Consider the following 16,960-nt stretch of genomic DNA (forward strand, 5'->3'; position numbering starts at 1 on the left):
TTTCGAGTCAGAGTTATTGTACAGCTTTAAATCAAGACAATCATGCCTATTGTATTGGAATTATCCAAGGCTGTACTTACTTAAAATCTTATAAGAAATTCTTGAAATCACAGAAATTTATTGGGGTAGTGGGATGCTATTATACAAATATAAATAAAGACGAGGTGATGATATGCAAGCAAAATTGGCAGCGGACGCCATTCCCCTCACCAAAAAGCGAAATTCATGGATAAGAACGATAAAAAAGTATAAAGTGATGTACGCTCTCTTGTTCCCGGCATTACTTTACTTTGCCGTTTTCAAATACGTTCCTATGGCGGGAATCATTATTGCTTTTAAAAACTATAACCTAGCATTGGGACTATGGGATAGTCCATGGGTGGGATTTAGAAATTTTACAGATTTTATGAACGGCGTTTATTTCTGGGACATCATGAGAAATACGATAATCATATCGCTGTATAAGCTATTGTTCGGTTTCTCAGCTCCTATCATACTTGCTTTGCTGCTCAATGAAGTTTATACCCAATGGTTTAAGAAAATCGTACAAACGATCACTTATTTACCCCACTTTCTATCATGGGTCATTGTTTATGGAATGATGGTGGCATTATTAGCCCCAGGGGATGGTCTTTTTAACATGATTTTGAAGGAAGCTGGAGTTGAACCCATCTCATTCCTAACGGAACCTGCCTGGGGCAGACTGCTGATCATCTTATCTGAAATATGGAAGGATATTGGATGGGGAGCGATATTGTACCTTGCAGCATTAGCAGGAATCGATCCAAGCTTATATGAAGCGGCTAGAATTGATGGCGCTTCCAAATGGAGACAGCTATGGCATGTAACACTTCCCGGCATTCGAGGCGTGATGATTCTGATGCTGATCCTTAAATTAAGCCATATTCTGGATGCTGGTTTTGACCAAATATTCATGTTTGCCAACAGCTTTAATCAGGAGAAGATCGACATTATCGACACATGGGTATACCGTGAAGGGCTCGAGCGACTTAAGATTGGCTTGGCTACTGCTGTGGGATTGTTTAAAGCGGTCATCGGATTTGTTTTAGTGTTGGCAGCGAATAAGCTCGCCAAAAAATTCGATGGGCAAATTTGGTGAGGTGGTTATCAATATGATCAATTTGACAATCGGAGAGAAAGTCTGGCAAGCAGTCGTTTATTTTATTCTTATTTTGCTAGCTCTACTTTGCTTACTACCCTTTCTATATGTGGTTGCTGTTTCAGTGACGCCAGAATCGGAAGTGTTAAGAAGAGGAATTGTTATTATACCAGAATCCTTTACCTTTCTAGCCTATAAAGAAGTATTCATTTCTCATGGTATCGGGCAGGCGTATAAAATTACATTGTTTCGAACGATAGTAGGCACTGCTCTTAATGTGTTCTTTACGGTAATAGCGGCATATCCATTATCCAAAAAATATTTGCCGGGTCGAAGCCCATTTTTACTATTCATTGTCTTCACCATGATGTTTGGGGGAGGATTAATTCCGACTTATTTACTAGTCCGCTCTCTGGGATTGCTAAACAGTCCGTGGGTATTGATTATTCCAAATCTCATTAGTGCATTTAATCTGGTGATCATTAAAGGCTTTTTCGAGCAATTGCCTGCTGAAATCGAGGAATCAGCGAGGGTAGACGGTGCAAGTGAGCTTCAGTCGTTATGGCGGATCATTTTACCCTTGTCCTTGCCCGTCCTTTCCACAATTTCCTTATTTTACGCAGTCGGGCATTGGAATAGTTATTTCGATGCTATTGTTTATATCAATGATTCAAACTTAATGCCGCTTCAAGTGATCTTGCGCAACATCCTGCTTAACGTCGCAACCCAAAGTGCTGATTCGCTTGCCAATACCGGAGCTGTTAGTACGTTCGCTATACAAATGGCAGCAGTTGTCGTGACTACAGTTCCGATTTTGATCGTTTACCCATTTATGCAAAAGCATTTTACCAAAGGTGTACTCTTGGGATCGGTTAAAGGTTAAAAAGAAATTCCAACCTGAGTTGTTACGGGGAAACCGTGATAATATAGAAGCAAAGGAGAGGTCATTATGCAACGTAAAGCGATTACATTTGCTATTCTGACAGCAATGGTCGGTGTGGGAACGGTATTGTCAGGATGTGGGGACAAAAAAGAGGTTACATCGTCAGCTACGGGTAATTCACAAGGCCAGTCTAGTCCCTTTGAAAAAAAATTGAAAATTTCGATGTTTAACCAAGGCACTTTCAATGCTGCTGCTCCGATTCCTCCCCGTGAAGAAGATATCCAACGACAAATGTTGGAGAAAGCAGTAAATATCGACTTGGAAATGATGATTCCTCAATCAGGTCAAGCAACGACTAAATTAAATACGCTCATTGCTGGAGGAGATATTCCAGATTTGATTTTCTTGAAAAGCCGGGCTGATCTCGCGCAATATTATGACCAAGGCGTTCTTGCGGATTTGACACCGTATCTGGATCAATTTCCTGAATTACAGAAACGTTTTAGCAACGACTCCTGGGAGGCGATGTCCTATCAAGGAAAAACCATTGGGGTTCCAGGTTATGATAATGTAAATGGTATCAGTCGAAGCTTCTTCATTCGCAATGATTGGCTGAAAAAGCTGAATATGGAAGTGCCAACGACACCTGACGAGTTATTCGAAGTTATGAAAGCCTTTACAGAGAAAGACCCGGACGGTAATGGCAAAAACGATACTTACGGATTCATAGGCGGCATGAATAAAGAAGGCAATCTGCAAACCTACGGCTTCGATAGTTTGATGTGGATGTTTGGTGTCAATCCTCCATCAGCCATCGATGTGAAAGACAATGAACCGGTGTTCCTGTATACCGACCCAAAAATGAAAGAGGCGCTCACTTATATCAATAAAATGATGGAAGCCAAAGTTGTAGATCCAGACTGGGTGACGATGAATACTCCCGATTTGTTGGACCAAAAGTTATTTAAGGGTAAAGTTGGCTTCATGATAAGAGATGCACGCAGGCTGGAACCGGATTATCAGCAGAAAATGAAAGAAATCAGTGGAGAGGTACCGGAATGGATCGTCATTCCTCCAATGATAGGTCCTTATGGCGATCAAATTGTAGAGAGAAAATCGTTCCAAGGCAATTCATGGGCCATATCCAAGAAAGCGGATAAGGACAAAATCATTCGGATCTTGTCCATGCTGAATTATCTCTTTACGGACAAAGAAGCATATCCGAATTTTGCATACGGAATTAAAGGAATTCATTGGGATTTAGTGGACGGCAAGATCAAGAATAAAACCTCCGAATTATCAAAGGAAATGAAAGAAAAGTACCTATGGGTTGACCATTATAGAATGCCGCGTCGTGGTGATGATGCTGAGTACTTCAGCTTCCAGAATCCTAAGACGGCAGAAGCTTTTGAGAACAATCAGAAATACGTGGCGCCTACTTTGCCCGGGAATTTATTGACTGAAGACCCGAACGATACATTGGCAGCTGACCGCCAACGTTTCATTAATGAAAGTTTGGTCAAATTTATGACCGGCAAAGATCCTCTTTCTAACTGGGAGAATTTCCTCAATACGTTGGATACCAAGTTTGACATGCAGAAATATAAGGACACAGTAATCAAGCAATTTAAAGAAGCGGGCTTAATTAAGTAAATCAAGTAGAAACGGCTTCGCCGTCCTTTTAAAGGACGGTACCGTTTCAGCGAGAAAGATAAGGAACATTTATGCGCGAAGCATATAAATTCTTATCTTTTAAATAAAGAGAGAGGCTATAAATAGCCCCTCTCTTTATTGAAATATAAGAAAGTATAAGTTTTACTTTATACTTTCTCCTTCTATTTTTCGAAGAAACGCTTATCGTCCTTAAAAAGGACGCCGAAGGCGTTTCTTCTTATCATATGCTATTATTTGTTTAATACAGATTTAAAAGGAAGATGATAGATGCGAAGAAGAATCAGCTTGCCTTTAAAATTATTTTTTATCGTTTTTGCATTTGTATTAAGCTGCATAATCTTGATAAGTCAATTGTCTTATCACTATGTCCAAAAGGAAATAAGAAAAACTGACATTTATTACACTAACCAAATACTAGACAAGGTAGATCAGTATTTCACAGTTAATTTTTCCTCCTTTCAGACGATCCTGTTCTCGGTCGAAACATCGGTGAAAGCCAACATTGACAATACAGAAGTGATTAAAAAGCAATTAAGAGAGCTGTATGAACTCAACAGTAATTACGTCAGTAATATTTATTTGATCAAAAGCGATTTATCCATTTTAGGTGGGAGTACACCTACCCGAATATTCGATGAACCTTTAGCTGAAAGAGAACCTTTGTTTGATGCGGCTGACAAGAACAGAAGGACTACATTTGTCAGTGATCCTTACAAATCTAAATATTCCGGCTGGACAGTTACGATGGTTCGATATCTGAACAATGCTCCGTTTCCTATGGCCATTGCGGTAGATTTGGATCTAAATGCCATTGAAGAAACCTTGTTCAAGATTAATAAAAAAGAACAAATGGATTTGGCTCTAATCACCGCATCGGGAAAAATCATTGCCGGATTTTCGGAAAATAAAGGACCCATGAATATTCAAGATCATACTTTTTCAATCGGTGAAACGTCAGCGGAACAAATTCTGGATACTACAGAAACAAGCCTTCAACTACATTCCAAGGATGGTATTCCAGTCTCCCTTCTGAAAAAACCGACGGAGAAATTCAACTGGACCATCATCTCGATCAACGATGAATCACGCTTGAAAGCTGCTTTGTCCAGATTGGAAACCTATTATATCGGGCTTCTAGCTGCAGGTCTTCTCTTAAGTCTGTTCATTTCCTTTTTTATTGCCAAATATATAAGGACCCCTCTCTATGCGCTCAAAACAAAAATGAAGCGGGTGGAGCAAGGCCTCCTCACAACTACAATATCGATTAACCGAAACGATGAGTTTGGAGATCTCTCCCGAGCATTCGATCGTATGCTGCAACAAATTGTGGAATTGATACGGGGAGCGGAGCTACATAATGAACTTGAGCGGAAGCTGGAAATTCAAGTGCTTCAGTCTCAAATAAACCCTCATTTTCTGTATAACACGCTTGGTTCTATCAGTAATGTCATACGACTAGGACAAATTGAGAAAGTAGATGTGGTGATCGAGTCTCTCATTTCAATATTGGAATATGGGATAGCTGATGCTTCGGAGAAGGTATCACTGCGTCAGGAATTGCAAAATGTATCGGACTATATCGCGATCCAGAACATCCGCTATAACAGGAACTTCCACTTGATTGAAAATATCGAAGCAGATTTAATAGATTTCCCAGTTTTTCGAATGCTGCTGCAGCCCCTTGTGGAGAATAGTATCTTCCATGGTTATAACGGAGGGGGGATCGAAGGCCCTATTACTATTCATGCGTACAGGGAGGGGGGCAACGTCATCATAGAAGTAGTGGATCAAGGCGAGGGAATTCCAACTGATAAAATAAAGCATATTTTGATTTCAGAACCGAGTGATGTGGAAGTGAAAAGGAAAAGGATCGGGTTAAATAATATTCATGACCGAATCAGACTTCACTACGGAGAACAGTTCGGGCTCCAAATTATAAGCATACCTAAGGAAATAACCCGTGTTCAAGCCTTATTTCCAGCAGGCTCGTTTAAAGGAGATGCATGATGGTGAGAGACTACACCTGCTTCATTGTTGACGATGAAGATCTAATCATTCAGAGATTGGAATTGTTTTTTAACGAGCTCTCCCATAGGGATAAGCGATTTCATTTAGTGGGAAAAGCAAATAATGGTCTGGAGGGGATAGAGGAGATCGTAAAGCTTAAGCCGGATATCGTGATATCTGATATCGTTATGCCGCGAATGGATGGAATTTCCATGATTGAGCAACTAAAACCAAAGCTTCCCAATACCCAATACATTCTTTTGACCGCTTATTCATCCTTTGAATACGCCCAGAGAGCTATTCAAGCCAACGTCTTGGAGTACATTGTTAAGGTTCCGCTCAGGGAAAAGGATTTAGATCGCGCTTTAGATAAGGCAGCCGGGATTTTAAATGAGGTTAAGAAAAAAGAAGCGGAATTTCAATCGTTAAACGTATCCGTGCTTGAAAATAAATATAGAGTCCGCAAGCAATTTTTTAACGAGCTTATCAGAGGCGAAATTCCTTCTCATCGGGCATCGGATTTTGCCAATCGCATGCAATTCCATTTCTTTCAAGCCAACTATTGCTGCTTCATTGTTGAAATGAATCTGTATGAAAGTTTCCGAAACGATTATTCAGCGTCTGATCAAAACATCTTGAAATATGCGATTACGAATATAATCGAAGAAACTGTGGTGAACGGTGGCAGAGGTGTAGCTGCGGATCTATCCGATAATCGTTTTATTGGCTTTCTTTCCTGGGAAAATAATCGCAGCGATATGGACACGGAATATGCTTGCCATTCATTGGGCAGTCAGATCGTATCCCATTTACATCAATATTTGAATCAAAGGGTGTCCGTAGCTTTTGGAGGTCCCCACCGAGGCTGGGAATCCATCAAACAAGCTTACATGGAAGCTAATAACGTGAGTGAGGATTTCTACTATCATGAAGAGAAAGTAGTCAAAACACCCATGCATCGGTTCCATTACCGTAATGACAAAAAGGAGGACTTTCAGCTGAAACTGGCTGATTTTCTCACATGGATACAAAGGAAAGTTTCCAAGGAAGCGCTGGAGAAAGAACTCTCTGCTTTAAACCAATTTGTGACAGATTATAAAATTCATAAGTCCATCATGGCACCTATGCTTCAAGGCTTGTACAGAGACATTACTGCGAAATTTAAATCGGGGAACTCGTTGACCACGGATGCATCAGAGTTTCCCATAAAATTCATGACATTTCGGGAGCAGCTTGCCTATATTGGCGACTTCACATTCGAATATGTACACGCTGGCCAACTTTTACATCGTATAGAAATCATGAGTGCTATGCGGTTTATAGAGAAAAACCTGAAACAGAGATTAACGCTGGAGGCTATTGCCGAGGAAGTGAATTTAGCTCCATCTTATTTTAGCAGCTTATTCAAAAAAACAATGAACGAGGGCGTTATCAGCTACATCAACCGCAAAAAAATTCACTTAGCTCTCGAGCTGTTAAATGTTCAGGATTATTCTTTATTGGAATTGTGTGAGGAAGTAGGAATTGTGAATGAAGGTTATTTTTGTAAACTATTTAAAGAATATACGGGTGATACGCCTAAGCAATATCGGATAAAAATGACACGGTATGAATCCAAATAAGGTTGCAAAAAATGTATAAATTTCTCGCGAAATCATGTAAAAAAAAGAGCATCAAAAGGCTTACCATGATAGAAGGATCTAATCATGGAGGTTATCAAAATGGAGCTTATTAAAGCAGATGTAACCGTCGTAGGCGGAGGTATTGCTGGGATATGCGCTGCCATTGCTGCCGCACGCCAAGGGCTGCAGGTTTCACTTATTAATGATCGGCCGGTTCTTGGAGGAAATGCGAGCAGCGAGGTCCGGGTTCATATCAACGGGTCAGCATATCTCGGAAACAGTCCATCCTATTATGCACGCGAGGGCGGATTGGTGGAAGAACTCAAGTTGAAGATTTTTCACTATAATCCGTTATACAACAAGAAGCTTATGCTTTCGCTTTCGGATACGGTCTTGTTGGATATGGTTTATGCTGAGCCTAACATTTCTCTATTTCTGAATACATGCGTGCATGAAACGGGCATGGAGAACGGCAGAATTAAATGGGTTGAGGGCCTTCAATTGGCTTCCGAAAGAAAATTTCGCTTCGAAAGCAGAACCTACATTGATTGCTCCGGAGATGGAGTTGTCGGATATCAAGCAGGTGCTCTCTTCCGCTGGGGGAGAGAAGCGAAGCATGAATACATGGAAGAATTGGCTCCTGAAGTGGCGGACCATTACACCATGGGCGATACGATCCTGTTTCAAGCCCGTGACGTAGAATATTCCGTTCCATTCAAAAGGCCTGGCTTTGCGTATGATATTACGAAGTTGGCTTTTTTCGATAGTATCAGAAAAGGCTTAAACCATCGGGCTTTACCAAGAAAAATCAATGGGCTTGGCGGATTGTGGTGGCTGGAATATGGTGGACATATGGATATTATCAAGAATAATGAAGACATCGCATTGGAACTGCGGAAATTGGTGTACGGGATTTGGGATTATATCAAAAATAGCGGCGAATTTGATGATGTAGACAATCTCATCTTGGATTATGTATGCCCGATTCCTGGAAAGCGGGAGTCGAGGCGGTTCATAGGGGACCACATGTTGTCTCAGAAAGATCTTACAGCAAAGCCGCATTTCGAAGATGCTGTATCCGTCGGTGGATGGTATATGGATTTACATGCGAATAAGGGCATCTACGATGAGGGGCCAGCTACAGCATGGAATTTCGTGCCTGGATTGTACAATATCCCTTTCCGCAGTTTATATTCACGAAATATTCCTAATCTCATGTTCGCTGGTCGCAATATAAGTGCTACCCATGTGGCTTTCGGATCTACTAGGGTAATGGCAACCTGCGGTTGTATGGGGCAGGCGGTTGGAACGGCAGCTTCGTTATGCTTGAAATATGAGATAGACCCTGCGGCCATAGTCGAATCTCATATGGAGGAGCTGCAGGCGCTGCTGCTTCGAGATGGCCAAACGATTGTAGGGCTTCAAGAGGAATTGAATCCTTACTTCGCTGACGGATTAACTATTCGTTCCTCGTCTCAGCGCAGCTATGATAATCCTCATCCAACTGAAGAGATTCCCTTGGAGAAAGAGTTATGTTTGGTCTTGCCGATTCAGACATCCGTGGCTGAAAGTGTACGGATCAAAATTAAAAATAGGTCCGAGCATTCGGAAACTTTGCATGTAAAGCTGTTTGCCGGGGAACGGAAGGAAAACTACATTCCCACTAGCGAGTTGAAAGATTACCGCTTGGATATTGCAGCCGGTCATGACGACTGGATTACGCTAAATTTGGGCTGCAAGAAACCGGCTGACGACAAAATCTACATCGTATTGGAAGGTACGGCGAGCCTTGCCGTCTACGGTAATGAAGAAAAAATAACAGGAGCGGTCAGCTTCCATTATAGGCCGGAAGAGCCGTCCAGGCTGAAGAAATTCAATAAGAGCATTTGCTTCAAGGATCTGTTACCGTCCCAGAGTATGTATAATCCCGAGAATGTCGTCAACGGCTTCTCCAGACCTTATGGTCTACCGAACGGCTGGATTTCTGAACGTACGGAAGAACAGGAATGGTTGGAATTCTGTTTTGCAAGCCCCAAAAATGTAGACGAAATCCATCTTGTTTTCAATTCACAGTTGGATTTGGAGCATTTCAACGACCCGATCGAGTCCCTTATCCAAGATTATGATATGACCTTGACCTTAGAAGACGGAACCGAGAGGACAATCATAACTCGTGGGAATTATCTCACGTTGAATAAACATAAGGTGGATGCGAAACATGTAACCCGAATCCGGATTAATTTCTGCGCAACGTATGGTTCGCCTTATTTTGAAGTGTTTGCAGTAAAATTGTTTGCTCCTAAAATTGATAAATGAGGTCAGGTGAAGTAACGATGAAGGAATTATTCCCACGTAATGGGCTCCCCAATATAATTCAGAAATTGGAAAATGGGGATACCGTAACAATCGTCTATTTCGGCGGCAGTAATACCCGTTCTGAAGGCTACAGGGTCATGACGGCGGATTGGCTTCGTGAGAAATATCCTAAGGCGGATATCCGCTCTGTGAATGCAGGCATTAATGGGACAGGATCGGATTTGGGTTGTGCCCGTTTGGAGACAGATGTACTGCGTCATCGGCCTGATCTAGTATTTGTTGAATTTGTCGGTAACGATGGCGGAGATCCCGAATCCAAGGCGCGGATCGAAGGGATTGTCCGTCAGATCCGCAAGCGGAGCCGGTTTACCGATATCCTGTTCGTTTATACGCTGAAGGAGCGGGATGTGGCCTTATTTCAGTCTGGGGAATACCAGAAGGGGGCTCTAATGCAAGAGGAAGTGGCCGACTATTATGGTATTCCTTCGATTCATCTGGGCGTAGCGGTCAGTCACTTGGTGTCGGAGGGAAAACTCGTTTTTACCTCAAGGGAAGACGTGTCCATTTCTGGTGCCGTTGTTTTTACGCATGATTCGATCCATCCGACTATTCCCGAAGGACACCAGATTTACACGGATACGATCACCCGGTCATTTGAGGTAATTATCGAACTCAGAGGTCATCAGGGAAGGTTAGTACATCACTTACCTCAGAATCCGTTGGTTCCGGCTAATCCTTGGGAGTATGCGACCATGCTGTCACTGGATAGTCTTACTACTTTTTCCGCAGGATGGTCTTACATGACGCCCGATGATTTTGCTTTAGTGCGCGAGTACAATTGGTTGTTCCCCGGCCTATGGCGAGCAGTCGATCCTGGAGAGGCTATCACGGTGCAGTTCGAGGGCACCCATATCGGGTTATTCGATATCGGTGGGCCTGATTCTGGCAGATTGAAGGTGTCAGTGGATGGTGGGGAACCCTTTATTATCGATCGATTCACACTACACAACGATCATAATCGAAATCAGTATGTATTCTTGCCGGAGCTCCCGAATGGAAAACATACGGTTCGCTTTGAAATCGATACCGAGAAGACAGACAAAGCGGCCGTGTTTGAAGCATGCGGCAATGAACGAAGTAGAGAGCACGTTAGGCAGCATCCAGATTGGTATGATCAAACGGTGATTCAGCTTGGGAAGTTGTTATTAGTGCAGCCGCCATTATAATTAATCATTAGGCTTTGTACAATTGGTAGACCTACATCATAACTGACTGCAGTTGAGCGGGCAGTTATGATGTAGGTCTCTTTTTTAAAGGACGACAAAGTCGTTTCTTCTTGCTTAAAATCTTATAAGAAATTCTTAAAATTAAAGAAATTTCACAGTTCTGTAACATGCTATGATAAAACCGACAGAGCAGGCTTAGCCAGAAGGATAAGGCTAATTGCTTCTATACGATCTTCGAACAAAGGAGGGCAACATTATTTTGAAAGCGTTATCAACACAAGGGAGGCTGTGAGTTGTATGATAAAAAGGAAGCTGTTTTTCTTAATCGTTTTCATCGTGACGATATTAGTTCCTTTCAGCCTAGTCGGAATAAGGACCGCATACGCGGAGCCCTTACCGTATAAGACGATTATCATCGATGACGGGAGCATCACGATCAATGATGTTGTGACACCTGATGTGGGTAACGAGAACAACGGATATTCAGCTCCGAATTGGACCACAAGTACAGGGGTGAAGGGATATGATAACTCCAGTTCTAAATATACGAGTACAGCAGGCAGAGCGATATCCTGGAATCCACGATTGGAAGCGGGAACGGCGAAAATTTCGTTATACAAACTTAATTGGGAAGATAAAGCAGATAGCAATGTAAAAATTGAAATCGTCCACAATGGAACGACCGATGTTCTCTATATGGATTTGCGGCCTTCATTTGGTGCTCCTGCGGGATGGGTTGATTTGGGAGAGTACTATTTTTCCGGAGTTGGTAAAGAATTCGTTAGATTAACTCGATCTACCAGCACAACCAGCACGATAATTACTCGTGCAGATGCGGTCAAGTTCGAAGGGAATATTCAGCAAAAAGAGCCGCATAAGACGATCATCATTGATGATGGAAGCATCACGATTGATGATGTCGTCACCACTGATGTAGATAACGCAAATAACGGGTTCTCCGCTCCTTATTGGACTACAAGTACGGGAGTGAAGGGATATAATAATTCCAGTTCCAAATTTACCGATGCAGTAGGAAGAAGCATCACATGGAATCCGCGATTGGAAGCAGGGACGGCGAAAATTTCATTCAACAAGCTTGATTGGGCGGATAAAGCAGACAGTAATGTTAAAATTGAAATTGTTCACAATGGGATTACGGATGTCATGTTTATGGATCTGAGGCCCTCGTCAGGCCCATCGGCCGGATGGGTTGATTTGGGGTCCTATTATTTCAGTGGTGATGATAGCGAATTTGTCAGACTGACTCGAACGCAACCTACGACCGGAAAGATCGTTACGCGGGCCGATGCGGTCAAGTTTGAAGGGAATATCCGGCAGCAAGCTCCGCCGTTGCCTCCGCTGCGCAGCCGTACATTGGCGAATCTCAGTTACACGGAAAAAGGCAGCATCGAGAATGCCAGCTACAAAGTAACCTTCTATGAAGCAGCTTGGGATGGTGGCAAATCCATCGTTCGTGATATGTTCTACAAGGACACGGATACGGGGAACTGGGTGCCTGTCAATAATGTGGCGGAAAGACTTGAAGAGCAATGGGTCTTATTGGATGGGAATTCGGGGAGTCTAACCAATTACTACGATACGATGAACAAACGCTGGATTACATTCGACGAGATTGATTTCCCTGACAGCCATACGGCGATATTAACCGATTCTTCACATGGAAGCGATTACGATTTACAAGTGAACTGGTCCATGTCAGGGGACAAACCTGATGTTTCCTTCGCTTTTACACCCCGCCGGGATGGCAATTACGTGATCGGCTATCAGTCTTTCACAACAGAGCAGATCTCTGGCGTCAATGAAGTATTAAATGGTTTCAGGTCACACGCCAAAATGGTAGGTTCGGTGGAATCAACAAGCTTAAGGGAGCTAAGCGCTCCAATGAGTCTGGTTGAAAAGAATGACGGTTCGGGCAATCCATTGACGTATGGGGTATTTGTACCTTCGGATGAGCTTCCGGTTGAATTTGAACCGACGGGAGGTGTTACGAAACAAAGGCTTGGCATGAGTCTTGTCAACAATGAAGGCAGCGTGCAGCCAATCTTGTATGCTCCTCAATTAGGGACTTATTCGCAAATGGCCGCAGAAAGCACTTATCAATTTCATATGGGACTAATCGCTCAAAAAATCAATTTGTATGAGTCCTACGCGGATATTCTTCGCAATGAGTATGGTTATTCCGCATACCGGGAAAATGTATCAGATCAGTCGCTTACTGACGCGATGTTCAATATGATCGATTTACTTAAGATAGAGCCGCAAGGGGATGACTCTGTTGATTATGTCCCGTCACCCAGCGGATGGTGGAGCCGTGCCAAGGGCTTTATTGACATCGAAAACGAGGATAGTATTCGAACAAGCTCGAATGCGGTTCTTTTGGGGGCTTACTATTTGACTGGGGATGACCAGCTTTACGATACGAGAGCATTGCCGTCCGTCCAGTACGGCTTATCGCGAAATGGTATAGGTTGGTCGCCGACGCAGAAGCCAGTATACGGTGTGCCGTCGTTATGGAAAATGGCAACCTTGCCGTTTGATTTTTCAAGCGTAGCCGCTGTCAATCAGATGATGGGGACTTCGGCAGGAATTGGGGCGCTGGCACAGGAAGAGTACCTCGTGCGTGATCCTGACCAGAAAGACCGAGGTCCTGTCATTCAGCCCCTGATGATGTATCGTATGACGGGAGATGCGCAGTATTTACAGGCTGCCAAGGATGCAGCCGACAGCTATATCATGCAGCATATTGATACGCCTGCATCCGTAAATGTGAGTAAAAATGAGTTCATTTATTATTATAGCAAGCTGTGGATGGAGATCTTGGAGCTTTACGAGGAAACTCAGGAACCCAAATACTTGAATGCAGCTTATAAAGAAGCCAAACGGTATGCAACGATGTTCGTTGCTCGTCCGGTTCTTGAAGGTGCCGTTACGATTCCGCAGCCTGAGACGTATAATTACGCGGAGTCGTTCCATTGGCCGGAAAGTGGTAAATATCAATATCCTCGGATCAAGCTCCCAGAAGATGTAGCCGGAGGCGTACAAGCGGATAGTTGGCTTGTCTCTCCCAATGGATTGACGTTTGAAGCGGGAAGTACAACTGGTTATTATCGGATGAATGCTCAGGAAGCTCCATTCATGCTGAGATTGTCGCTCTATACAGGCGATAAATTGCTGCAGGATATTGCTCATAATGCAGTCATCGGACGATATTCCAGCTATCCAGGTTATTACTATAAGGGCTTCGCCGTTAGTCAACTTGAACCGGAGTTTCCTCTGGAAGGCCCAAGCGGGGCTACATCCATCTATTATCACCATATACCGGGACAGCTCGGGCAAACGATGGATTATTTGATCAGCGAACAATCGTTGAAATCGAATGGAAGTATTACATTTCCTTCTGTATTTGAAACTAATTTTTTATGGTTCAAATATCACCTCTATGGAAATAAACCAGGGAATTTTTACGGTAATTCCGACGTTTGGCTCTGGATGCCTAAGGGGATAATTCAGACCAACCATCCTCAATTGAACTGGATAACGGGAGAGAGCGGGAATAAATTCTACATCGGGTTAAGCAACGAATCCTCAGCTGAAGTCCAGACTCCGATCGAATTGAATGCGCAAATCATTGGGTTCAACCCGGCACAAGATTATACCGTAACCATCATCCGCGACAATGGCACACCAGAGCAAGCGGTTATGAGTGGCGGAATCATTCAAGCCACAGTTTCAAGCAAGGGAATAACCGCTATCATTGTGGAAGGACTCAACATTGAAGTGCCGCTGCACCAGGTCAGAACTACTGATACATCGGATGCAAGCTATTTCTTCGATATCCACAGTCCAATAGATGCGGTTAAAGGCATGCTGATCGTCAAGCCCGACAAAACGGCCTACGATGCTTATGTGCAGGCAAAAACGACGAAACCAGCGACGATCCATTATTCCTTGGATGGCGGGGCTACGTATACAACCATTCCAGATAAGATCTATCCGATGGAATGGTCGATACGGGTAAACGATTTATCCCAAACCTTCACTTATTATGTGGAATCGGACGGGAAACAGACTCGCAAGCGGACACTCTATCTGCCTGATCAGGTAACCGAAACTCCAGTTCAACCGGATTGGCAGGAGGGTTCATCTATCATTGTGGATAATACGGAGGCAGAGACAGAAGGCGTCTGGATACGGGATACAACGGCTAACGACTATTATTATGATAACTATGTGTATGCCAAATCGACTGCCGGCACAGCGACAAGCAGAATTGTTTGGCGACCTGATCTGCCGGAAAGTGTTACTTACAGTGTGTACTATAAGCTTCCGCAAATAACCGCTGCCAGTGAAAATTGGGCAACGAATGCCTCATTTACCGTTTATTATAGCGGAGGCTCCGAGACGGTTACCGTAGATGAGACAGCGGCCAATGGGACTTGGGTGTACCTGGGTGCTTATCCTTTTGCAGCAGGCGATAGTGGGTACGTGGAATTAACCAATAAGGCCAATAAGTCACGGGTAGTCGCCGATGCGATGATGTGGGTGGACCCGAACAAGATACCGCAATTGGAGTCTGCGGTGATCCTGTCGGATCGGAACGAACTGCAGATGACTCAAACCGCACAACTAAGCGTAACCGGCTATTTGGATAATGGTCTGATTGGTGATCTATCACTGGCAAATGTGCAGTATTTCGTTGATCGAACCGATCTGGCTGAAGTGGACAGTAGCGGTTTGTTGACCCTTCTAAGTCTCGACGGGGAAAAGGATCACATTGAGGTATGGGCCACTGTAACGATTGACGGGGTGACCTTAACAACACCGCCTTTGACCATTGCGATCAGGGAATTAACGGTTATTGTCGACAGCACGAATACGACTGGGTTGTACACGACAGAAGGGTCTTGGAGCCAAAGCAATTTAGCCGGATACAAAATTGGTGTGAAGTCCCGTTACTCTACCGTTCAAGGATCCTCAGCGACGTGGAAAGGCCAGTTTCCAGAGGGGAAATATACGGTCTCCATCTACAAGCTCGTCCATACGACGGCAAATGACAATTATGTCAAAGTGGAAGTGAAGCATCAGTCGGTTACCGAGGTCACGTATATCGATGCAACCGTTGGCTCGTCGGGTTGGGTTAATCTAGGAACGTTCGACTTTACTGGAGACGGCAGCGAGTATGTTCGTTTAACAAGGGTTACTCCGACAACGGTAGATCCGCCAACTCTACCTGCCGATATGATTTATACCAGGGCTGATGCAGTCAAGTTCGAACGGCATTCCAGTAGTCTGCCGTTGCTTGCAAATGGGGTGCCAGGTAAACCGACACTATCGAATAATAGCGGTGTTGCGACAGGCTTACATGATGGCAATTATGAGGTTACGATGAATATGTGGTGGGGAAACAATGGCACACTGTATAAGCTGTACGAGAATGGCCAATTGATCCAAACGAAGTCACTCGCCGATGTTTCGCCAGCTGCTCAGACTTCCATTATGCCTATTCAAGGAAAGCCGAATGGAACCTATGTGTATACATGTGAGTTATCGAATTTGTATGGAACGACTTCATGTGATCCACACACCGTCACCGTGACTGATGCGAAGCCCGGCAAACCTGTTTTGTCTAGTGACAACTGGGATCAAGATGGGGACTATAACATTACTGCTAATATGTGGTGGGGCACGAACGCAACACAGTATCGATTATATGAAAATGGCGAACTTATTGAAACGCAATCTTTATCTTCACAAACACCAAGTGCTCAATCGGCCACTACACAAATTTCAGGGAAATCGCCTGGCATCTATCAATATCGCTGTGAGTTTATGAATGGAAGTGGAACAACGGAAAGTGATACTATACAGATTATTGTAAAATAAACCTATGAGCTGAGTGGATGAGAACGATCCATTCGGCTTTTTTATTTCTTGGAATTTAGTATTGAACTATGCAAAATGCTAATCTTTCAAGACTCTCAACTGAGTGATATTTACACGAACAGGTAGTAGTGCTTCAGAAATCCTAGCTAAGGAATTGAAACAAGCAGGATTGCACCCGGATGAGGGAGAAGGCGTCGGATATTAGATG

8 protein-coding genes are annotated in these 16,960 nt (G+C 43.5%); all 8 read left to right on the plus strand.

Going from position 1 to position 16,960, the window contains the following annotated elements:
- The first annotated feature begins 172 nt into the window (after positions 1 to 172).
- Complete coding sequence (locus MHI27_RS15960; protein ID WP_042188436.1) at positions 173 to 1,120, plus strand: sugar ABC transporter permease; 948 nt, start codon at positions 173 to 175, stop codon at positions 1,118 to 1,120.
- A gap of 13 nt (positions 1,121 to 1,133) precedes the next feature.
- Positions 1,134 to 2,003 (plus strand): carbohydrate ABC transporter permease, encoded by an 870-nt coding sequence (locus tag MHI27_RS15965; RefSeq protein WP_042188438.1) that lies wholly within the window; start codon positions 1,134 to 1,136, stop codon positions 2,001 to 2,003.
- Positions 2,004 to 2,069: 66 nt separating this feature from the next.
- Entirely contained in the window at positions 2,070 to 3,656 is a 1,587-nt protein-coding gene (locus tag MHI27_RS15970; RefSeq protein ID WP_339795881.1) for an extracellular solute-binding protein, read from the plus strand.
- Positions 3,657 to 3,944: 288 nt separating this feature from the next.
- Positions 3,945 to 5,684 carry a histidine kinase gene (locus tag MHI27_RS15975; protein ID WP_405174161.1) on the plus strand — a complete coding sequence of 580 codons (1,740 nt, stop codon included), beginning with the start codon at positions 3,945 to 3,947 and terminating at the stop codon, positions 5,682 to 5,684.
- Complete coding sequence (locus tag MHI27_RS15980; protein ID WP_405174162.1) at positions 5,681 to 7,306, plus strand: response regulator; 1,626 nt, start codon at positions 5,681 to 5,683, stop codon at positions 7,304 to 7,306. The genes MHI27_RS15975 and MHI27_RS15980 overlap by 4 nt, the downstream gene beginning before the upstream one ends.
- Before the next feature lie 99 nt (positions 7,307 to 7,405).
- The gene (locus MHI27_RS15985; protein WP_405174163.1) at positions 7,406 to 9,622 is read left to right on the plus strand and encodes an FAD-dependent oxidoreductase; all 2,217 of its coding nucleotides are present in this window, start codon (positions 7,406 to 7,408) and stop codon (positions 9,620 to 9,622) included.
- A 17-nt stretch (positions 9,623 to 9,639) separates the two neighbouring features.
- On the plus strand, positions 9,640 to 10,848 hold the full coding sequence (locus tag MHI27_RS15990; RefSeq protein WP_341128298.1) for a GDSL-type esterase/lipase family protein: 1,209 nt from the start codon (positions 9,640 to 9,642) through the stop codon (positions 10,846 to 10,848).
- Positions 10,849 to 11,145: 297 nt separating this feature from the next.
- Positions 11,146 to 16,752, plus strand: a complete 5,607-nt coding sequence (locus MHI27_RS15995) for a hypothetical protein (protein WP_405174164.1) — start codon at positions 11,146 to 11,148, stop codon at positions 16,750 to 16,752.
- Positions 16,753 to 16,960 lie beyond the last annotated feature (208 nt).

This window comes from Paenibacillus sp. FSL H8-0261 (genome assembly GCF_045040645.1).
Taxonomy (GTDB): domain Bacteria; phylum Bacillota; class Bacilli; order Paenibacillales; family Paenibacillaceae; genus Paenibacillus_AQ.